Here is a 20120-nt window from a genome sequence, read left to right as displayed (position 1 = left end):
TGCAGAGATTCCTGCATTCATAGAAAAAGACGGAGCCAAAAATCATCTACGATTTTTGCCCCCGCCGCCTAATTTGTTTATTCTGCTGAGAAAAGATACGGATAAACCGGCTGATCTCCTTGATGGATCTCTACTTCGATCTCAGGATGCAGTTCAACGATCGCTTCTTCGATTTTGGCTGCTTCTTTGGCTTTGCCTTCTTCACCGATAATGATGGTGACGATCTCAGTATCTTCTGTGATCATTTTTTCTAAGGTAGTCATAGAAGCAGAGAAACGATCAGGAACAGAAACAACGATTTTGCCGTCGACCATTCCTAAGAAGTCGCCTTCTGTGATTTCGATGCCATCGATTGATGTATTACGGATCGCATGAGTCACTGATCCGCTGACAACACTTGCTAAGACATCGGTCATGGCTTGCTGATTTTCAGCTAGCGTGGACTGCTCGTGGAATGCCAGCATCGCCGTCATCCCTTGAGAGATCGTCCGTGTTTCAACAACCGCTACTGGAATCTCGGAAACTTCCGCTGCTTGCTGCGCAGCCATAAAGATATTTTTGTTGTTCGGTAAGACGATCACTTGATCAGCATTGACTTCATTGATGGCCACCAAAATGTCTTCTGTACTTGGGTTCATCGTTTGGCCACCACTGATGACATAAGAAGCCCCTAGGCTAGTAAACAATTCTTTCAAGCCTTCCCCCGCCGCGATCGCAATGATCGCAAATGGTGTCCGCGGACGTTTTACTGGTGCTGGTTTTGCTTCTTGCTGATCGTGTTCCAAGATCGTTTCATGCTGAAGGCGCATGTTGTCGACTTTGATTTTCACCAATGAACCAAATTTTTGCCCATAATTCATGACTTCGCCGGGATGTTCCGTGTGAACATGGACTTTGATGATCTCATCGTCGTTGACCACTAATAAGGAATCTCCCAACTCGTTTAAGTAATTACGGAATGTTTCATAATCGAATTCACTATCAACGGTCGGACCTTCACCGATCTTCACCATGATTTCTGTACAATAACCAAAAGTGATATCTTCAGTCGCTAATTGCCCTTGGACACTGCGATGATGTTCCGCATTGACCATTTCATCCATTGCAGCTGGAGATGGTTCAAAAATTTCATCGGCTGGGTATTCCCCGGTCAATGCATTTAAGAAACCTTCATAGATAAACAACAGGCCTTGACCGCCACTATCTACCACACCGACTTCTTTTAAAACCGGTAATAGATCAGGGGTTTTCGCCAATGACCGTTTTGCGCCATGAACCACTGCTTTCATGACTTCGATACAATCATCAGTGGTTTTGGCTTTTTTCTCGCCATATTCAGCGGCGATGCGTGCCACAGTCAGGATGGTTCCTTCCACAGGCTTCATGACTGCTTTATAGGCGGTTTCTACTCCATGAGTAAAGGCTTGAGCCAATTCTGGTGCAGTTAGTGTTTCTACAGTTGGGATTGCTTTAGAAAAACCGCGGAATAATTGAGACAAAATGACGCCGGAATTCCCACGTGCACCCATCAATAGTCCTTTTGAAAGTGTAGCGGCAAGATCGCCGACGTTTTCTGAAGTCGCATCTGCGACCGATTTTGCTCCACTGGTCATGGATAGATTCATGTTTGTCCCGGTATCTCCATCTGGAACAGGAAACACATTCAATGAGTTGACAAACTCTGCATTAACTTGTAGACGAGCCGCGCCTGCCTGCACCATTTCTTGAAACTGACTTGCGCTGATATTCGTTACCTTCACTTAGATAGTCCTCCTTAAAATCATCCGCCATGAACGGATCCCTTGCCTAATCTGGCAGTACACGTACGCCTTGAACAAATACATTTACCGAGTTCGCAGATACACCTAGCATCGTTTCTAAGTTGTATTTCACTTTTTCCTGCACGTTGCGGGAAACTTCGGAAATTTTTGTTCCATAGCTGACGATCGTGTATACATCCACTGCAATGCCGTTTTCTTCTTGGCGGACAACGACACCGCGAGAATAATTTTCTTTTCGTAAAATTTCATTGATGTTATCTTTGATTTGCTTCTTGCTAGCCATACCAACAATGCCGAACACATCTGTTGCTGCGCCTCCGACCACTGTTGCAATGACTTCATTGCTGATTTCAATAATACCTGATGAGGTTTGAATTTTTACAGCCATTTTATAGCCTCCTTCAATGGGTATGACCCATCTTTCTTCTTACATATTTTATCATAGCTGTACCGCAAATAAAAGGATGAGACATATGAAAAGGGGCTTTCTGACCAAACGTCTTGCATTTCGACCTTGTTTAATTTACAATGTTTACCGGGAAAAGTCAATGTTTCTTGAAAATTACTCTTGCTTTTTTCACCTTTCTGTGATAAATTCAGATGGTATGAGCTGAAATAGCGCTCCAACATCAAGGCAAAGGAGGAAATAACCACATGGCTAAAGTTTGTTACTTTACTGGACGTAAAACTACAAGTGGAAACAATCGTTCTCACGCAATGAATGCGACAAAACGTACTGTGAAACCTAACTTGCAAAAAGTTCGCGTTATGATTGACGGAAAACCTAAAAAAGTTTGGGTGTCAACTCGTGCTTTGAAATCTGGAAAAGTTGAGCGCGTATAATTAGACCTTTTCGGCCGTTCGTTTTGAACGGCTTTTTTTGTGCCCTTTTTTCTTTGGTGCGCTTTCACTTAGGTTTTCATTAAAGAAAATAGGTCTTTGTTTTTTTAATCGATTCACCTGTGGTAAACTAAGAAAAAATTGATAAAGAACAGGTGACTTCTTGTGACGAAAATAAAAACATTTGCCAAACAACATTGGCCTTATATGCTTGCTAGTTTCTTCTTGCCGTTTCTTATCATGGCAGTGATCTATTTGACCATTGGCATCTACCCCGGCAGCAGCCGCAGCGTCTTAGCCAGTGATGCCTTTTCGCAATTCTCAAACTTTCATGCCAGCTTCCGCAATATGCTCTTAGGCAAGCAAAGTATCTTTTATACGTGGAACGCCTCCTTAGGCTTAAATTATCTGGCATTGATCTCCTATTACTTAGGCGGGATCTTCACTCCCCTGGTCTTGTTATTCCCGAATCAGCTGATGCCAGATGCGCTGTACTTTTTGACCTTGATCAAGATCGGCAGCGCGGGCTTGGCGTTTTGGTTTTATGCCAGCCAAACCTTTAAGATCCAACGTTGGCAACACGTGACCTTAGCCGTCTGCTATGCCTTGATGTCCTTCATCACCGCCCATTCGGAACTGATCATGTGGCTTGATGCCATGATCTATCTGCCACTGGTGATTTTAGGCATTGACCGTTTAGTGAAAAAGAAAAAACCAGTCGTGCTGTTTATCAGCTACTTGCTGTTATTTTTATCCAGTTTTTACATGGGCTTTATGATTGGTCTCTTTTCCGTGATGTATTTCTTGGTCCAATTGGGCCGCAACTGGAAACAAGCTCGCGGGGCGATCATCCCTTACGGCATCACCTCCTTGTTAGCAGGGGGCGCCTCAATGGTGATCATCTTACCTGCCCTGCTGGATTTGCGGTCGAACGGGGAAGAGTTGACGACGATTTCTTCCTTTAAAACCGAAGCCACCGATGTCTTTGACCTTGTAATGAAAAACATGATCGGCGTTTACGATACAACAAAATACGGCTCCATTCCCTTCATCTATATCGGCTTATTGCCGTTGCTGTTATGTATTTTATATTTTGTTTCGAAGAAAATCCGCTTGAAAGATAAATTCTTATACGCTGGCATGTTTGCTGTTTTGATTGCCAGTTTTTATATCGTGCCGATGAATCTTTTTTGGCACGGGATGCATGCCCCAAATATGTTCCTTTTCCGTTATGCCTATTTGTTCTCCTTCTTAGTGATCATGCTGGCGGGATACGGGTGGGAGCAGCTGCAGCAAAAAGATCGTGGATTGTTTCTCATTATTGGTCTTTCTACGATCGTGGTGTTTGCCCTCTCCTACGCATTGAAAGGACCTGGAACCTATGAATATGTGTCCGCTACTTCTTTTGCGCTAACGATCGTATTCTTTGTTCTTTACCTGTTATGTATTGGGTTCGGGCAATTAGGGCTTTTAACACAAAAACGAGTGACGATCTTGATGCTGATCTTCGTCTGCGGAGAAATGGCCGTCAATACCAGCGGCATGGTTCGCGGAATTTTGAATGATTGGAACTATGCTTCTCGCAGTTTGTATACAGAACCTTATCCGGACATCAAAAAGCTAGTCACTCAAGCCAACGAAGACAATGATACCTTTTTCCGATTAGAAAACCTTGATCCTGTTTCTTCCAACGACAGTATCAATTATGGCTACAGCGGTGTCAGCATGTTTTCTTCGATCCGTAACCGCAATTCCTCAAGCTACCTGGACAAACTGGGCTTTCGGTCCCGCGGCACCAATTTAAATATCCGCTATCCGAATAATACCTTGCTGATGGATGCTTTTACAGGGATCAAATACAATATCTCCAAGCCAAATCTCACCAAATATGGCTTTCAACGAGTCGGGGAATCTGGTGAATACAAGCTTTATGAAAATCAAAATGCATTACCTTTAGGTTTCTTGGCTGAACCGACCATCGAATCGATTGAACAGCCGCAAAACGACAACTTGACGAGCCAGAAAAATCTTTTCAACGGCTTGGCCGATTTAAATTTAGAGTATTTTGCCTTTCAGCCGATCACGGTGATCCATAGTAAAAATACAGATATCACCAATGACGGCATGTATATGAAATTTACCGAGCAAGAAAGCAATGTCGCAAAAGAAGTGACTTGGCAAGTGGAGGTTCCGGCGAACTCGCAAGCGTACTTGAGTCTCTTCCCTGCCAACTTCGGAGAATTGGAAAGCTCATCTGCCACCGTAACAGTCAACGGCCAGCAGCGAGAAACGCAAATCAGTATCAATGGTCAATACTACGACTTAGGGCACTACGAGACCGATACGACGGTTCAATTCACCGTCAGCTTCTACGGAACACCTGAGATCTCATTCCAAAACCCGCAAGTCGTCACCTTGGATACCAACGCCTACCAACAAGCAATTGATGCGATCCAAGATCGAGGGGTCGCTATGACTGTCGGCAAACGCAGTGCCAAAGCCGATATCACGACTGAAAAAGAGCAGCAGCTTGTGACGACCATCCCTTATGACAAGGGCTGGACTGCTACGCTTGATGGCAAAGAAGTCCCAATCACGGCCTTTCAAGACGGCTTTATCAGTGTGACGATCCCAAGTGGTAGCCATCACTTGGAACTGTCCTTCTTGCCGCAAGGCTTTGTTATCGGTGTTTTCTTGTTCTTCGGCTGCATCGCATTGTTTATCTTGTTTGCTTGGTTTTACCAGAAACAAGTAGCCAAAAAGCAAGTCTTGGCCGAACAACGTCAACTCATGGATCAAGCGCCAGAAAACTAATCGAAAAAGAACCAACTCGTCCCTTTGAGGTGATCCCCTTAAGTTAGAGCAAACGCTGACTTATGGGTGTCCCTCAATGATCGGTGAGTTTGGTTCTTTTTTTGTGCTGGGGTTCCGCAGCTGTTCGCTCTAGTGGTCTTAGCATCCACTATCGACTAGGTCCCCTTCGATTCGGGGGCCAAATACCTAGCCCTTAGAGCGTTTAGCGAAACATAAGATAACTGTTAGGTTCTTCCGCATTTTTCTTGATGGAGTGCAACGATCGCTCCCATAATTTAACCATTTTGGTTTGTTTCAAGACGCGAAAGATCGAAAGCCCTTGGTCGATTTTCAACAGTCCTTTTTCTTGATCGCCATAAATATACCAATACCATCCTTGATAGCAAAGGAGATGCGTGCTGTTTAGCATGTCTCCGCGATCTGCCAATAATTCCTCCGCAATGGTCAACACCTCTTTTGCCCACTCCAGACGGCGAAAATTGACAAACGTCGTAAAACAACTAAAAATCAAATCCATTTGTATTTCTCGCATCATGGACAAACCTTGTTCTTTTTTGGTCCGTGAAATAGCAACCTGCAGTAAGTGATAGGAGGTTTCGACAGGAAACAAGAATTGAAAATAGCGAAACAGCAAAATCTCATAGACGCCCCAGTTGTCTACTTTCATAAGGTAGGAGATGACGGGTCGGGTTTTGATGCGTAGCTTTTCCATATAGTCACCAGAAGAGTGATTGGGTTTAGGACCTGAGAGATTGATTTCATGTATCTCCTTTGTGATCTCAAGGTACAGAAAAACAAAAGAATGCTGTTTGGAAGCGGCGATCAGTTCACTGCGCATTTCCTCCAGCCCTTCTTTGCTTCGCTGGGCGTGGGCGTTACTCAAATAAGCTTCTTTGTTGATCCCTAAGATTCGATCCAGTAAATCCATAAATTCGCTCGTCATATAGCTGGGAAAGCTCATCAGGTTGTCGTGACTTTTTATGCCCTTTTGCTGTGCACGTAAATAATAAAACTCCTCCACCGTAACATGGATATTTTCTAATAGGCGTTCCAATCGATGAATACTGATACTTGAAGCACCTTGCTCAAATTTACTGATAAACGAGCGACTGTTTTGTTCATCCGCCACTTGAGCGATCGTATAGACGCGCTCTTTGCGCAATTGTCGGTACAATTTTCCTTCTTCCATAACCATCCTCCTCACAGCGATCGATCTGCAAACGCCAAACCAATCTTGCTTTACGAATGAAACTCTGCAATTAAATGCTACTATATTTAGATTCAAATTTAGATTCAACCTTATAAAATGTTGAGGAACAAAACCTACGGTACCTTATTTATATGCCACTCTTTTAGCTGTTAGCCACTCGTGACAGTAACCTCTGGTATGCTCCTGGTACATTTAAATTCCACTATAGTGGAATTTTTTCTCTTCCTAGTATAAAGCATCCTATACTGATTTTACAACGTAGAACGTGAAAGGATGATTTCGATGAAAGAATATCAACAAAACAAAGGCTATCGTGCCTTAGTCAACGCCGCCTTGCTCAGCGGCATCGGCATGAGTTTATTTAATATCGTCTTTGTAGTTTATGCCAGTACATTACCCTTTAATGCCCTTGCTGTTTCCTTAGCCTCCATGGCCCTGCTGGTCCCTGATCTCTTACGAATCCTGACCGGCTATCTAGCCGATCGTACCAAAAACAAAGTGCAATGGATGATCAGCAGTCGGCTGTTGCAAGGCGTCCTTTTTGTGGCACTCGCTTTTTTGATCCAACTACCGCCTAGTCTATGGTCTTTCTTCCTTTTGCTAGGCATCAATATTGTTTCTGATTGTTTGGGCGCTTATTGTTCTGGGTTACAGTTGCCTTATGTTCGCCGTCTTGTGCCAGCCGACGCCTTAGACAGTGCCATGGGTTTTCAAATGGCGTGTCAAACCACCGTTCAAATCGTCTTTCAAGGGATCGGTGCTTGGGGGATCGTTTTACTGAATAATAATTTTGCCGCTTTTGGTTTGATCAATGCCGTGACGTTTTTCTTAGCCACAATCGTGATTTTCTGGAACCGCTCGCTCTTTTATGCGGTGCCTGGGAAAATCAATCAAGCACCCACACCACTCTTTCAGAATTTCTCGGAAACCTTTAAATTATTGACTGGTACGGCTTTTCTTAAAAAGATGATCCTCTTTGCCTTATTGATCAATACCTTAGCCGCTAGTACGAGCGGTCTACTAAATCTCCAGTTGTTGGATGACCTTGCGCTTTGGTTTGCCACTTATGGTAACACCGTTGCGATGGCAGGTATCGCTACTTCGATCGGTATGGTCGCTGGTGCCTTGTTTGCTGCCGACTGGTTCAAGAATACCGGTCTGGTTCGTTTGATTGCGTATACCTCTTTCGTTTTATGTCTGTTGACCTTGAATTTTCTCTTCCTGCATAACCGTTGGCTCATGATTGCGCTGCTCTTTGCTGAAGGCTACCTGATTGGGAAAATCAATCCCCGCTTTTCGGCACATCTGATTCGTGAGATCGATGAAGAACATCTCGCCATCAGCAGCGGGATCTTTTCCACCATCGTGATGCTAGGGGGACCCGTCGGTCAAATGGTCTTTTTAGGCATCGGCAATCGCTATCACGTTGCTTGGAGCTGGCTGCTTTACTTGCTTTTCGCATTTTTAGTAGCCATCGCCGCCTTAGTCGCTGCCAGTACTTTAGAAAAAACACCCACCACTGCTGCGTCTAAAACCGCTGCGGAAAGGACTGAAGATTGGCAAGAAACTGCCCCTGTTTTGCCTGAGAAAAAATAAAAACACAAGCTTTCGCTTTCTCTTTTTGGACAAGAGCAGCGAAGCTTGTGTTTTTCCTTATTCATAGGCAACGTGAACCAAATACAATCCTTCTGGATGAGCTGTGGGACCTGCTGCATTTCGGTCTTTTTGCGCAATGATCGCAGGAATACTGTCAGGTGCGAGGCGTCCATTGCCGATTTTCAGCAATGTGCCCACCATGATCCGAATCATCTTATACAAAAATCCATCGCCGCGAAAGGTGAAAATCAACTCATCTCCAGCGTCATTGACTGCCATGGATGCTTCATGGATCGTCCGTGTTTTGTCATCAACGGAACTGCCCGTCGCACAAAAACTGGTAAAGTCATGGGTGCCTAAAAAATCTGGCAACGCTCGTTGGATTTTTTCCAAATCTAGCGGATACGGATAATAGCTGGCATAATGACGGCGGAAAGGACTGCGAGGTTTCCCAATGTCCACTCGAAACTGGTAGGTTTTTTCAACGACTAAGTAGCGGGCATGGAAGGTATCGTCAACGATCTCCACCGATTTTACCGCAACATCTTCTGGCGTTTGGGTATCTAAACCAAAGCGCATTTTTTCCAGTGGACGCTTTTGAGGGAAATCGAAGTGGATCACTTGCCCTTGCGCATGGACCCCCGCATCGGTGCGGCCAGAGCCATGAATCTGGATCGGTTGCCCATTGTTCATCTTCGTTAATGTCTTTTCAATCTCTTCTTGAACCGTTCGTCCATTGGGTTGACGCTGAAATCCTTGAAAATTCGTGCCATCATAAGCGATCGTCGCTTTATAGCGGACCATTGAATCACCTGTTTCTTTCTATTTTTTCAAAAAAAAGCCTATGAGAAAAGTCTGATCGATCGACAGGCCTTTTCGAACCAGCCACTGGGATCGCCAGCAGCCTCGTTGCTTCGTTAAGAACCTTTCGTGGGTTGACTTCAATCATAGGTCTTCGATTATCCTCTTAAGAACACTAACGCGACTGTAAAGAGCGCAAAAACGATGACAACCAATGTGTCCCGTTGATGCCAGTGCAAAATCCGATACTTCGTACGCCCTTCGCCGCCTTGATAGCCTCTGGCTTCCATAGCGGTAGCTAGATCTTCCGCACGGTTAAAGCTGCTGACAAATAAAGGAATCAATAAAGGAACGATCGCCTTCATCTTCTGCAACAGTCCCCCTTCGCCGAAATCGACCCCGCGGGCACGCTGAGCATTCATAATTTTTTCTGTTTCATCCATCAAGGTTGGCACAAAGCGCAACGCGATCGACAGCATCAGTGAGATTTCATGGACAGGGAAACGGATCGCTTTTAAAGGACGCAAAATGTATTCGATCGCATCTGAAAGCTCTAATGGGGGTGTCGTTAACGTCAACAAGGTCGACATGAAAATGATCAAAACAAAACGACAAAAAATAAAGATCCCGTTTTGGACACCAAATTCTGTGATGTTAAAGATCCACCAAGACCAGTAGACGTCGCCGCCGGTAGTAAACAAAATCTGTAACGCCACGGTAAACAAAATCAGCCAAATCAAAGGTCGCACGCCGCGAATAAAGAAGCCAAAATCGATTTTTGAAAAGGAGATACAAAAAAGCGTAAAAGCTCCCGCTAATAAATAGCTTTGCCAATTATTTGCCAAAAAGATAATCGCGATAAAATAAAAACTAGCAATCAATTTGACCCGTGGATCTAAGCGGTGGATCAAGGAGTCCCCGGGAATAAAACGACCGAAAATCAGTTTATTCATCATGGGCAGTCGCCCCCTTTGCTACTAAAACATCTGCCAGTTCATCAGCCGTTAGCGGCAACTGCTCAAATACCAATCCTCTGGCTTGGAGTTGTTCCGCAAATGCGGTTGCTGTCGGTACCCCCAACTGCTTTTCTTGCAGCCAGGCAGTGTCTTGAAACACAACAGACGGCGTGCCGGCTTTGACGAGACGGCCTTTTTCTAGCACATAGACATAATCAGCATAGTTCGCCACATCATCCATCAAGTGGGTCACTAAAATGATCGTCATGTTCTTTTCCCGATGCAGGCGATCAAACATTTCCATCATCTCTTTGCGTCCTTGCGGATCTAAGCCCGCTGTCGGCTCGTCTAAGACCAAAACTTCTGGTTCCATAGCTAAGACCCCAGCAATCGCTACACGGCGCATTTGGCCCCCTGAAAGGTCGAATGGCGAACGTTCCAGAAAACTTTCATCTAAACCTACCAATTGAATGTATTCTTGGGCTAATCCTTTGGCTGCTTCTTCGGAGACACCAAAGTTTTTCGGTCCAAAAGCGATATCTCTCGCCACGGTTTCTTCAAATAATTGGGATTCAGGAAATTGAAAAACGATCCCGACTTTTTTACGTAACGGTTTTAGATTTTTGTTGTCTGTCTCGGGTTTGATGACTCGCTCACCGATCGTGACCGTGCCAGTCGTTGGTTTTAATAATGCATTCAAGTGCTGCAGCAACGTAGATTTTCCGCTCCCTGTATGACCGACCAAGGCGGTATAAGAGCCTTCTTTGATCTCTAAATCGATATCGAACAAAACCCGTTGTTCAAACGGAGAATGCGGTTGGTAGGTGAATCCTACTTGTTCAAAACGGATGTCCATAGCCAATCCACCATCCCTTCTTCAGTTAAGTACGCTTGTGGTACCGTGATGCCCCGCTGTTTTAGTGCCGCCTTTAATTTTTCAGGAAACGGCAGATCTAAGCCTAGCTCAATCAGTTCCGGACCTGCAGAAAAAATCTCTGCGGGTGTCCCTTCGCGAACGAGCTCTCCTTGACGCATCACCAGCACCCGATTGGCGTTGGCTGCTTCATCGATATCATGGGTGATCGATAGCACGGTCAAATTGTTTTTCTCTTTGATTTTTTTGATCGTTGCGATCACTTCTTCACGGCCTTCTGGATCTAGCATACTAGTGGCTTCATCAAGAATGATGATATCTGGGCGCAATGCAACGACGCCGGCAATGGCTACCCGCTGTTTTTGACCACCAGAAAGACGCGCGGGTTCCCGAGTCGCAAACTCGCTCATCCGTACTTGTTCAAGAGCGTCTTTGACACGAACCAGCATTTCTTCTCGCGGGATTCCTTGATTTTCTAAACCGAAAGCCACATCATCTTCCACCGTCGAACCAACGAATTGATTGTCAGGATTTTGAAAGACCATACCGACCATTTTTCGAATATTCCAGATATTTTCTTCATTCAAAGGCAATTCGCCGACAGAAACACTGCCTTCTTGTGGCAAAATCAAGCCATTGATGGTTTTTGCTAAAGTTGATTTACCAGAGCCGTTATGGCCGATCAACGCTACCCATTCCCCTTTGTTGATGGAAAAGGATACGTTATTTAACGCGGCACGCTCTTCTTCGCTATAACGCACAGTAATAGCATTCAATTCAATGATTGGCTTCATGATAGACTCCTTCATTTGCGATTAATTCTTTCTAACACTACCAAAAAAGCGCACGTTTTTCAATGATTCACGCACGATTTGTCTCCAGATCTTTTTTTCACTTGCCATCACCTGTCTTGACAGGTAATCGAAAGTAAAAAAAAAGCACTTTATGATGAGTGCGTACACCTCGAAATACATCGAGGTGTAGGCGCTGAGCTAGACTCGGAAAGTTTCTTCCAACATCATAACACTCTTAGTAAACATCTATAAAGTGATGATAAGTGTGATTTTAAACAAGTTCTAGGATAACCATTGGTGCAGCATCTCCGCGTCTTGGTTCTGTTTTCAAGATACGAGTATATCCACCTTGGCGATCTGTGTAACGAGGAGCGATATCATTGAATAATTTTTGTAATGCTGATTCAATAACTACTTCTTCGTTTTCTTCACGTACACTTGCAACTTCATTACGAACGAATGCTGCTGCTTGACGACGTGCATGCAAATCACCACGTTTACCTAAAGTGATCATTTTTTCTGCAGTTGAACGAACTTCTTTCGCACGAGCTTCAGTCGTAACGATACGTTCGTTAATGAATAAATCAGTTGTCAAATCACGCAACATCGCTTTACGTTGGCTAGATGTGCGTCCTAGTTTACGATAACTCACGTGGTTTCCCTCCTTCACTTTCGAATGTTGTATCGGTCAGACGAACCGAACTAACGTAATCGAAAACGGTTTAATCGTCTTTACGTAGTCCTAAACCTAAATCATGTAATTTCACCTTGACCTCTTCAAGAGATTTACGGCCTAAGTTTCTTACTTTGATCATTTCTGGTTCAGATTTGTTTGTCAATTCTTGTACAGTATTGATTCCTGCACGTTTTAGACAGTTGTATGAACGAACAGATAAGTCTAATTCTTCGATGGTCATTTCCAACATTTTTTCTTTTTGTGTTTCTTCTTTTTCAACCATGATTTCAGCGTTTTTCGCTTCATCCGTTAGGTTAACAAAGATGTCTAAATGTTCAGTCATGATCTTCGCAGACAAACTCATTGCTTCCAATGGTTCGATTGAGCCATCAGTCCATATTTCCATCGTTAATTTGTCGAAATCATCCCGACGACCGACACGTGTGTTTTCTACTTGGTAGTTGACACGACGTACTGGTGTATAGATTGAATCGACTGGAAGAACGCCGATTGGCATGTCTTCTTTTTTGTTTTCGTCCGCTTGAACGTAGCCGCGGCCAGGTTTCACTGTTAAGCGAGCATGGAACGTAGCACCTTCAGAAACGGTACAGATATACATATCTTTGTTAAGGATTTCTACATCACTATCAACGATGATATCGCCAGCAGTTACTGTAGCAGGTCCTGAAATATCAATTTCAAGGGTCTTTTCTTCATCCCCGTACATTTTCAATGCAAGACCTTTAATATTCAAGATGATTTGAGCAACGTCTTCCCGAACACCCTTAACAGTTGAGAATTCGTGTAAAACTCCATCGATTTGAATATTGGTGATTGCCGCACCAGGTAAAGAAGATAATAAAATACGACGTAGGGAATTTCCTAGTGTAGTTCCGTAGCCTCTTTCAAGAGGTTCCACGATGAACTTGCCATAATCTTTGTCTTCATCAATCTTTGCGATTCTTGGTTTTTCGAATTCAATCATTCTTATCTATTACCCCTTTCAAAACGAAAAGTGTCTTGTTCAATGACGTTTTTGTTACACTCAAAATGAGCAGCACTCATTAAACACGACGGCGTTTTGGAGGGCGGCATCCATTATGAGGGACTGGAGTCACGTCACGGATCGCACTCACTTCCAAACCTGCTGCTTGTAATGAACGAATTGCTGCTTCACGTCCAGAACCAGGTCCTTTAACTGTTACTTCAACAGTTCTTAATCCGTGTTCCATTGCTGCTTTGGTAGCTGTTTCTGCTGCCATTTGAGCGGCAAAAGGAGTAGATTTTTTGCTTCCTTTGAAACCTAATGAACCAGCTGATGACCATGCTAATGCATTACCATGAGTATCAGTGATCATTACGATTGTATTATTGAATGTTGAGTGAATATGTGCAATACCCGCTTCAATATTCTTTTTCACACGGCGTTTACGACTCACTTTTTTTGCTGCCATGAAGTTTTAACCTCCTTCACTTAGGAATTATTTTTTCTTGCCTGCGACTGTTTTAGACGGGCCTTTACGAGTACGTGCATTGTTTTTCGTGTTTTGTCCACGAACTGGCAATCCACGGCGATGACGGATCCCACGGTAAGAACCGATTTCCATCAATCGTTTGATGTTTAAGTTCACTTCACGACGAAGGTCACCTTCAACTTTTAATTTATCAACTTCTGCACGGATAGCATCTGTTTGTTCATTCGTTAAATCACGAACACGAACTTCTTCAGACACGCCAGCGTCAGCTAAAATTTGTTTTGCAGTCGTGTTACCAATACCATAGATATAAGTAAGTGAAACGACCACACGTTTATCACGAGGAATATCTACTCCTGCAATACGAGCCATATTTGTTACACCTCCGATTATCCTTGACGTTGTTTATGTTTTGGATTTGCTGGGCAAATCACCATAACGCGTCCTTTACGACGAATTACTTTACAATGTTCGCACATTGGTTTTACTGATGGTCTTACTTTCATGATAATACCTCCTGTGGTTTTACGGAGTACAATTATTTAAAGCGATAAGTAATGCGGCCACGGTTCAGATCATAAGGGGATAATTCCACCGTCACTTTGTCTCCAGGTAAAATACGAATGTAGTGCATCCGGATCTTACCAGAAACGGTCGCTAGAACTTGGTGTCCGTTTTCCAATTCTACTTTAAACATTGCATTCGGCAAAGTTTCGACGACTGTACCTTCGACTTCAATCATATCTTCTTTTGCCACGCACAGTACCTCCTTGTACTTGTGATTTTCACACGATAAAATGGCGGAAACTCGGTTCCCACCTGATATTCTCAAACTATGCTCCTACTTAATAAAAAGTAGAAGTCGGACTGACATATTCTATCATATCCTGTCAAAGATTTCAAGAGAAAGTTTTAAGCTGCAAGTTGGACTCGGGCAATCTATGATTAGTCAATGATCTTTTGAACATCTTCGAATACAGCGTCGATGTCACGATCCCCATCAATCGATTGCAATAACCCTTTGTCTTTGTAATAAGTCAAAATTGGTTCACTGCTTTTGATATTGACAGCTAGACGATTTTTGACCGTCTCAGGCTTATCATCTTCACGCTGGTAGAAGTCATGACTTCCACAACGATCACATGTTCCTTCCTCTTTTGGAGGATTGAACAATTTATGATAAGTTGCCCCACAATTGCGGCACATGAAGCGGCCGGCTAAACGTTCTACAAGAACTTCTTCAGGAACATGAATATCAATAACGGCATCAAGTTTTTTGTTAAGGTCAGCTAGCATCTCATCTAACGCTTTTGCTTGATCCAATGTACGAGGAAAACCATCTAATAAGAAACCTTTCTCGGTATCAGGTTCAGCTAAACGTTCTTTAACGATCCCATTTGTAACCTCATCAGGAACTAATGCGCCTTGATCCATGTATGATTTTGCTTTAAGGCCTAGTTCTGTTTCGTTCGCCATCGCAGCCCGAAACATATCGCCTGTTGAAATATGAGGAAGACCGTATTCAGCAACGATACGTTCTGCCTGAGTACCTTTTCCAGCACCAGGTAATCCCATTAAAATGAAGTTCATTCTAATTCCTCCTGTAAGTTTTTGAATAGTGTTGAGGAAATCCTCAACACTTCAATAACTTTAATTGATGAAACCAGTATATTTCCGTTTCAGCATAAGCCCTTCTAACTGCTTGGCAGTATCAAGTGCCACACCGATAATGATCAATAGACTCGTTCCACCTAGTCCGATCGATTGCGGTAGATTCCAAGCCATCTGAGCGATGATTGGAAGTAAAGCAACCAATCCTAAAAAGATCGATCCAACCGTGCTTAATCGCATCAACAAACGTGATACATATTCTTCGGTTCCTTTACCAGGACGCACACTCGGAATGTAACTTCCTTGTTTTTGCAAGTTTTCCGCTAATTTCTCAGGGTTCACTTGAACAAATGCGTAGAAGAAGGTAAACGCAACGATCAAGACAGTATAGATGATCGCACCCGGTACAGTGTTGTAACTAAAGATCGTTTGCACCACTTCGTACCAAGTTTCTCCTTTATATGAACTACCTAATGCTTGAATGATCGCATTTGGTGTTGTAATAAAAGAACTGGCAAAGATAACTGGGATAACCCCGGCAGCATTTACTTTCAAAGGAAGGTAACTGCTTGTAGGCGCTCCTGCTACCCGTTTTGTATATTGGATCGGAATCTTGCGTTCCGCTTGTTGAACATACGTTACTAAAGTAATGACGATCAACACAGCGATCACAAGCAGCGCCATAAAGATAGCATTCAGCCAGATATCCGATTGATCCACGTTAATGAAGTAATCTTCAATCAATTCTTTGATGCTTGCTGGTAAGCGTGAAATGATCCCTGCAAAGATGATCATTGACACACCGTTTCCGATACCACGCTCGGTGATCTGCTCTCCTAACCAAGTAACTAACATCGTTCCGGCTGTTAAAATCAGACCGATCACGATATAGGTTGCCATATTAGGATTGTTTACAAACCCGAGTTGAGTGTAATAGTTAAATCCAGCCGTTAATGTCATGGATTGGACAAAGCCCAATACCAACGTCAAGTAACGTGTTGCCTGATTTAATTTCTTACGACCCACTTCACCTTGCTTCGACCATTCAACAAATTTAGGGACAATATCCATCTGCAACAACTGAATGACAATTGAGGCAGTAATGTAAGGCGAAACCCCCATCGAGAAAATCGAAAATTGTTGCATGGCGCCACCACTTACCAAGTTCAACATGTTTAAAAATGGTAGATCCGCGATGGTATTTAGGCGACTTGCGTCTACGCCTGGCACAGTAATATGTGTTCCCAGACGAAAGACAAACAAGATTAAGACAGTGAACAATATTCTGGATCTAATATCCTTAACCTTAAAGGCATCCTTCAATAGTCTGATCATTAGATCACCTCGATTGATCCACCAGCAGCAACGATTGCTTCTTCAGCTGCTTTTGAGAATTTAGCTGCTTTCACAGTCAATTTCTTCGTTAATTCTCCGTTAGCTAATACTTTGATTCCAGCTTTTTCGTCTTTGACGATTCCAGCTTCGTGTAAAGCAACAGGTGTTACTTCAGCACCGTCTTCAAAGCGGTTCAAGACATCAAGATTGATGACTGCATATTCTTTGCGGTTCACATTTGTAAAGCCACGTTTTGGTAAACGACGGAACAATGGTGTTTGTCCACCTTCGAATCCTAGACGTACTCCGCCGCCTGAACGAGCTTTTTGACCTTTTTGTCCACGTCCAGCTGTTTTACCGTTACCAGATGAAGTTCCTCGACCGACACGGTTACGTACTTGGCGTGAGCCTTCTGATGGTTTTAATTCATGAAGTTTCATAGGTTTGGCACCTCCTTAATCAAACTAGATCTGCTGATCCTTAGACCTCTTCAACGTCCACTAAGTGAGAAACAGTGTTAACCATGCCTTTGATTGCATCATTAGCAGGTTTTACAACTGTTGAGTTCAACTTTGTAAGACCTAACGCTTTTACAGTATCACGTTGGTTTTGGGGACGTCCGATAATACTGCGTTTTAAAGTAATTTTCAATTCAGCCATTATAGTGTCCTCCTTAACCGATTAATTCTTCTACTGATTTGCCGCGAAGTGCTGCCACTTCTTCAGCGCGTTTTAATTGTTTTAAACCTTCAACTGTTGCGCGAACAACGTTGATTGGTGTGTTAGAACCTAAAGATTTAGATGTGATATCAGCTACCCCAGCTAATTCCAATACGGCACGAACTGGTCCACCAGCAGCTACCCCAGAACCTTCTACAGCAGGTTTCATAAGGATGCGTCCGCCGCCGAATACACCGATAACTTCGTGAGGGATTGTAGAACCAACCATTGGTACTTCCACCAAGTTTTTCTTCGCGTCTTCGATTGCTTTACGGATTGCTTCTGGTACTTCTTGTGCTTTACCAGTACCGAAACCTACGTGTCCGTTTTTGTCACCGACAACAACTAATGCAGCAAAACGTAGACGACGTCCACCTTTAACAACTTTAGTTACACGGTTGATCGCAACAACGCGGTCTTCTAATTCCAAATGTTTTGGATCAATATAAACCATGAATGGTGTTCCTCCTTCTCTTAAAATTCCAGTCCATTTTCGCGAGCTGCTTCAGCTAAAGCTGCTACACGGCCATGGTAAAGGTATCCACCACGGTCAAAGACTACTTCTTTAATACCTTTTGCTGCTGCACGTTCTGCGACTAATTTACCGACAGCTTGTGCTTGTTCAGTTTTTGTTGCACCTGAAACTTCTTTGTCTAAGGCAGAGGCACTTGCTAGCGTCACACCCGCTACGTCATCAATTACTTGTGCGTAGATGTTTTTGTTCGAACGGAACACGTTTAAGCGTGGGCACTCAGCAGTACCAGAGATTTTGTTACGTACACGACGATGTCTTTTCTGACGTGTCTTGTTTTTATCTGGTTTTGTAATCACAATTTGTCACCTCTTTTAATTTTGCTAGCCTAAGCTGCTAGTCGTAAAGAATTACGACTATTTACCAGTTTTACCTTCTTTACGGCGTACAAATTCGCCAACATAACGAATTCCTTTGCCTTTATAAGGTTCTGGAGGACGAACGCCACGGATATTGGCAGCCAATTCGCCAACGACTTCTTTATCTGATCCTTTAACGATCACAGAAGTGTTTGAAGGAACTTCGATTTCGATTCCAGCTGGCGCTTCGATTTCAACTGGATGAGAGTAACCAACGTTCAATACAAGTTTTTTCCCTTGTAATTGAGCACGGTACCCAACCCCGATTAATTCTAACGCTTTTTGGAAACCTTCAGAAACACCAACAACCATGTTGTTGAAGTTTGCACGGGTAGTTCCGTGGATAGTTTTCATTTCTTTACTATCATTTGGACGAGTGAATGTTACTTCGTTTCCTTCGATATTCATTGTGATATCAGAAGAGAAAGTACGTGTTAATTCACCTTTAGGTCCTTTAACTGTAATGTCGTTTCCGTTTTGCTTGATTTCAACACCAGCAGGAAGAACGACGATCTTATTACCGATACGACTCACTTAGAGGCACCTCCTTGTGGAATATTTTAAATTACCATACATAAGCGACTACTTCGCCGCCAACATTTTTTGCTCTAGCTTCTTTGTCAGTGATTACACCGTCAGAAGTTGAGATAATCGCGATTCCTAGACCATTCAATACTTTTGGTACTTCGTCAGCTTTGACATAAGCACGCAAGCCTGGTTTAGAGATACGTTTTAAGTTTGTGATAACACGTTCACCGTTTTTACCGTATTTAAGAAATACGCGGATCACGCCTTGTTTGTCATCTTCAATGTATTCAACATCGCGGACGAAACCTTCACGTTTCAAGATTTCAGCGATATCACGTTTGATTTTTGAAGCAGGTACTTCTAGGCTTTCGTGTTTAACCATGTTTGCGTTACGCACGCGCGTTAGAAAATCTGCAATTGGATCTGTCATGACCATGGGATAATTTACCTCCTTTATGCGAGTATAGTTTACCAGCTAGCTTTCTTCACGCCGGGAATTTGTCCTTTATAGGCAAGTTCGCGGAAGCAAATACGGCAAAGATGAAATTTACGATAAACTGAATGTGGACGTCCGCAACGTTCACAACGAGTGTATTCTTGCGTTGAGAATTTAGCAGGGCGTTTGTTTTTAGCAATCATTGATTTTTTAGCCACGTAGTTCGCCTCCTTTTTTTATTTTTGGAATGGCATGCCTAATTGTGTCAACAATTCACGAGATTCTTCATCTGTGTTTGCTGTTGTTACAATCACGATATCCATACCACGTACTTTGTCGATCAAATCATAATCTACTTCAGGGAAAATCAATTGTTCTTTGATACCTAAAGTGTAGTTTCCGCGTCCGTCGAACGCTTTTTTGCTCACACCGTGGAAGTCACGGACACGTGGCAATGACACACTTACTAGTTTATCTAAGAATTCATACATTCTTTCGCCGCGTAGTGTTACTTTCGCACCGATTGGCATTCCTTCACGTAAACGGAATCCTGCGATAGATTTTTTCGCTTTTGTGATCAATGGTTTTTGACCTGAGATCAATTGTAATTCTTCAACAGCTTTGTCTAAGTTTTTAGCATTAGAAACAGCGTCACCGACACCCATGTTGATAACGATTTTATCAACTTTTGGTGCTTCCATGATTGAGCTGTAGTTAAATTTGTCCATTAATGATGGGACAACTTCTTTTGAATATTTTTCTTTAAGGCGGTTCATCTGTTA

Annotated in this window: 26 protein-coding genes; 3 read left to right on the top strand and 23 right to left on the bottom strand. The window is 43.2% G+C overall.

Annotation, left to right across the window (positions count from 1 at the left end; genetic code table 11):
• Positions 1 to 77 precede the first annotated feature (77 nt).
• Both IGI84_RS01590 and IGI84_RS01585 read right to left on the bottom strand, forming a co-directional pair.
• Positions 78 to 1760 (bottom strand): DAK2 domain-containing protein, encoded by a 1683-nt coding sequence (locus tag IGI84_RS01590; RefSeq protein WP_081118839.1) that lies wholly within the window; start codon positions 1758 to 1760, stop codon positions 78 to 80.
• Positions 1761 to 1806: 46 nt separating this feature from the next.
• Positions 1807 to 2169 carry an Asp23/Gls24 family envelope stress response protein gene (locus tag IGI84_RS01585; RefSeq protein ID WP_005227125.1) on the bottom strand — a complete coding sequence of 121 codons (363 nt, stop codon included), beginning with the start codon at positions 2167 to 2169 and terminating at the stop codon, positions 1807 to 1809.
• A gap of 266 nt (positions 2170 to 2435) precedes the next feature.
• Here IGI84_RS01585 and rpmB point away from each other — a divergent pair, with 266 nt between their 5' ends.
• A complete protein-coding gene (rpmB, locus tag IGI84_RS01580; protein ID WP_003128045.1) occupies positions 2436 to 2624 on the top strand; it encodes a 50S ribosomal protein L28 in 189 nt (62 codons plus the stop codon).
• 162 nt (positions 2625 to 2786) lie between these two features.
• Complete coding sequence (locus tag IGI84_RS01575; RefSeq protein ID WP_077453901.1) at positions 2787 to 5435, top strand: YfhO family protein; 2649 nt, start codon at positions 2787 to 2789, stop codon at positions 5433 to 5435.
• A gap of 202 nt (positions 5436 to 5637) precedes the next feature.
• Here the strand turns inward: IGI84_RS01575 and IGI84_RS01570 are convergent, their stop codons facing one another.
• Positions 5638 to 6624: a helix-turn-helix domain-containing protein gene (locus tag IGI84_RS01570; RefSeq protein WP_430600622.1), complete on the bottom strand. Its 987-nt coding sequence runs from the start codon at positions 6622 to 6624 to the stop codon at positions 5638 to 5640.
• Positions 6625 to 6927: 303 nt separating this feature from the next.
• Between IGI84_RS01570 and IGI84_RS01565 the strand changes: the two genes are divergently transcribed.
• Positions 6928 to 8241: an MFS transporter gene (locus IGI84_RS01565; protein WP_081118836.1), complete on the top strand. Its 1314-nt coding sequence runs from the start codon at positions 6928 to 6930 to the stop codon at positions 8239 to 8241.
• A 57-nt stretch (positions 8242 to 8298) separates the two neighbouring features.
• On the opposite strand, the gene truA is transcribed toward IGI84_RS01565, so the two are convergent.
• From truA to rplE, 20 genes are all read right to left on the bottom strand, one after another.
• Positions 8299 to 9045, bottom strand: coding sequence for a tRNA pseudouridine(38-40) synthase TruA (truA, locus tag IGI84_RS01560; RefSeq protein WP_010748617.1), 747 nt, complete (start codon positions 9043 to 9045; stop codon positions 8299 to 8301).
• A 155-nt stretch (positions 9046 to 9200) separates the two neighbouring features.
• Entirely contained in the window at positions 9201 to 9998 is a 798-nt protein-coding gene (locus IGI84_RS01555) for an energy-coupling factor transporter transmembrane component T family protein (RefSeq protein ID WP_005227113.1), read from the bottom strand.
• Complete coding sequence (locus tag IGI84_RS01550; protein WP_081118835.1) at positions 9988 to 10854, bottom strand: energy-coupling factor ABC transporter ATP-binding protein; 867 nt, start codon at positions 10852 to 10854, stop codon at positions 9988 to 9990. The genes IGI84_RS01555 and IGI84_RS01550 overlap by 11 nt, the downstream gene beginning before the upstream one ends.
• Positions 10830 to 11666 carry an energy-coupling factor ABC transporter ATP-binding protein gene (locus IGI84_RS01545; protein WP_077453906.1) on the bottom strand — a complete coding sequence of 279 codons (837 nt, stop codon included), beginning with the start codon at positions 11664 to 11666 and terminating at the stop codon, positions 10830 to 10832. Before IGI84_RS01545 ends, IGI84_RS01550 begins: the two co-directional genes overlap by 25 nt.
• Positions 11667 to 11937: 271 nt before the next feature.
• Positions 11938 to 12318: a 50S ribosomal protein L17 gene (gene rplQ, locus IGI84_RS01540; RefSeq protein WP_003128038.1), complete on the bottom strand. Its 381-nt coding sequence runs from the start codon at positions 12316 to 12318 to the stop codon at positions 11938 to 11940.
• A gap of 70 nt (positions 12319 to 12388) precedes the next feature.
• Complete coding sequence (locus IGI84_RS01535) at positions 12389 to 13327, bottom strand: DNA-directed RNA polymerase subunit alpha (protein WP_008376367.1); 939 nt, start codon at positions 13325 to 13327, stop codon at positions 12389 to 12391.
• 79 nt (positions 13328 to 13406) lie between these two features.
• Entirely contained in the window at positions 13407 to 13796 is a 390-nt protein-coding gene (gene rpsK, locus IGI84_RS01530) for a 30S ribosomal protein S11 (protein WP_005227104.1), read from the bottom strand.
• A gap of 27 nt (positions 13797 to 13823) precedes the next feature.
• The gene (gene rpsM / locus IGI84_RS01525; RefSeq protein ID WP_005227102.1) at positions 13824 to 14189 is read right to left on the bottom strand and encodes a 30S ribosomal protein S13; all 366 of its coding nucleotides are present in this window, start codon (positions 14187 to 14189) and stop codon (positions 13824 to 13826) included.
• Positions 14190 to 14206: 17 nt separating this feature from the next.
• Entirely contained in the window at positions 14207 to 14323 is a 117-nt protein-coding gene (gene rpmJ, locus IGI84_RS01520) for a 50S ribosomal protein L36 (RefSeq protein ID WP_002288710.1), read from the bottom strand.
• Between the two features lie 32 nt (positions 14324 to 14355).
• Complete coding sequence (gene infA, locus IGI84_RS01515; protein WP_002288695.1) at positions 14356 to 14574, bottom strand: translation initiation factor IF-1; 219 nt, start codon at positions 14572 to 14574, stop codon at positions 14356 to 14358.
• 188 nt (positions 14575 to 14762) lie between these two features.
• Positions 14763 to 15407 carry an adenylate kinase gene (locus tag IGI84_RS01510; RefSeq protein WP_005227100.1) on the bottom strand — a complete coding sequence of 215 codons (645 nt, stop codon included), beginning with the start codon at positions 15405 to 15407 and terminating at the stop codon, positions 14763 to 14765.
• A 60-nt stretch (positions 15408 to 15467) separates the two neighbouring features.
• A complete protein-coding gene (gene secY, locus IGI84_RS01505; protein WP_081118834.1) occupies positions 15468 to 16763 on the bottom strand; it encodes a preprotein translocase subunit SecY in 1296 nt (431 codons plus the stop codon).
• Positions 16763 to 17203 (bottom strand): 50S ribosomal protein L15, encoded by a 441-nt coding sequence (gene rplO / locus IGI84_RS01500; RefSeq protein ID WP_003128016.1) that lies wholly within the window; start codon positions 17201 to 17203, stop codon positions 16763 to 16765. The genes secY and rplO overlap by 1 nt, the downstream gene beginning before the upstream one ends.
• Before the next feature lie 40 nt (positions 17204 to 17243).
• Positions 17244 to 17423 (bottom strand): 50S ribosomal protein L30, encoded by a 180-nt coding sequence (gene rpmD, locus IGI84_RS01495; protein WP_003128015.1) that lies wholly within the window; start codon positions 17421 to 17423, stop codon positions 17244 to 17246.
• A 13-nt stretch (positions 17424 to 17436) separates the two neighbouring features.
• The gene (gene rpsE, locus IGI84_RS01490) at positions 17437 to 17937 is read right to left on the bottom strand and encodes a 30S ribosomal protein S5 (RefSeq protein WP_003128014.1); all 501 of its coding nucleotides are present in this window, start codon (positions 17935 to 17937) and stop codon (positions 17437 to 17439) included.
• A gap of 20 nt (positions 17938 to 17957) precedes the next feature.
• The gene (rplR, locus tag IGI84_RS01485; protein WP_081118833.1) at positions 17958 to 18314 is read right to left on the bottom strand and encodes a 50S ribosomal protein L18; all 357 of its coding nucleotides are present in this window, start codon (positions 18312 to 18314) and stop codon (positions 17958 to 17960) included.
• A 57-nt stretch (positions 18315 to 18371) separates the two neighbouring features.
• A complete protein-coding gene (gene rplF, locus IGI84_RS01480; protein WP_005227095.1) occupies positions 18372 to 18908 on the bottom strand; it encodes a 50S ribosomal protein L6 in 537 nt (178 codons plus the stop codon).
• Positions 18909 to 18939: 31 nt separating this feature from the next.
• A complete protein-coding gene (rpsH, locus tag IGI84_RS01475; RefSeq protein WP_005227093.1) occupies positions 18940 to 19338 on the bottom strand; it encodes a 30S ribosomal protein S8 in 399 nt (132 codons plus the stop codon).
• 32 nt (positions 19339 to 19370) lie between these two features.
• On the bottom strand, positions 19371 to 19556 hold the full coding sequence (locus tag IGI84_RS01470) for a type Z 30S ribosomal protein S14 (protein WP_003128010.1): 186 nt from the start codon (positions 19554 to 19556) through the stop codon (positions 19371 to 19373).
• 18 nt (positions 19557 to 19574) lie between these two features.
• Positions 19575 to 20114, bottom strand: a complete 540-nt coding sequence (rplE, locus tag IGI84_RS01465) for a 50S ribosomal protein L5 (RefSeq protein WP_005227088.1) — start codon at positions 20112 to 20114, stop codon at positions 19575 to 19577.
• Positions 20115 to 20120: the final 6 nt, after the last annotated feature.

This window comes from Enterococcus sp. DIV0008, assembly GCF_050542615.1.
GTDB lineage: Bacteria > Bacillota > Bacilli > Lactobacillales > Enterococcaceae > Enterococcus_D > Enterococcus_D innesii.
Note: the sequence above shows the minus strand (reverse complement) of the source record. Positions and strands in the feature narration are given on the sequence as shown.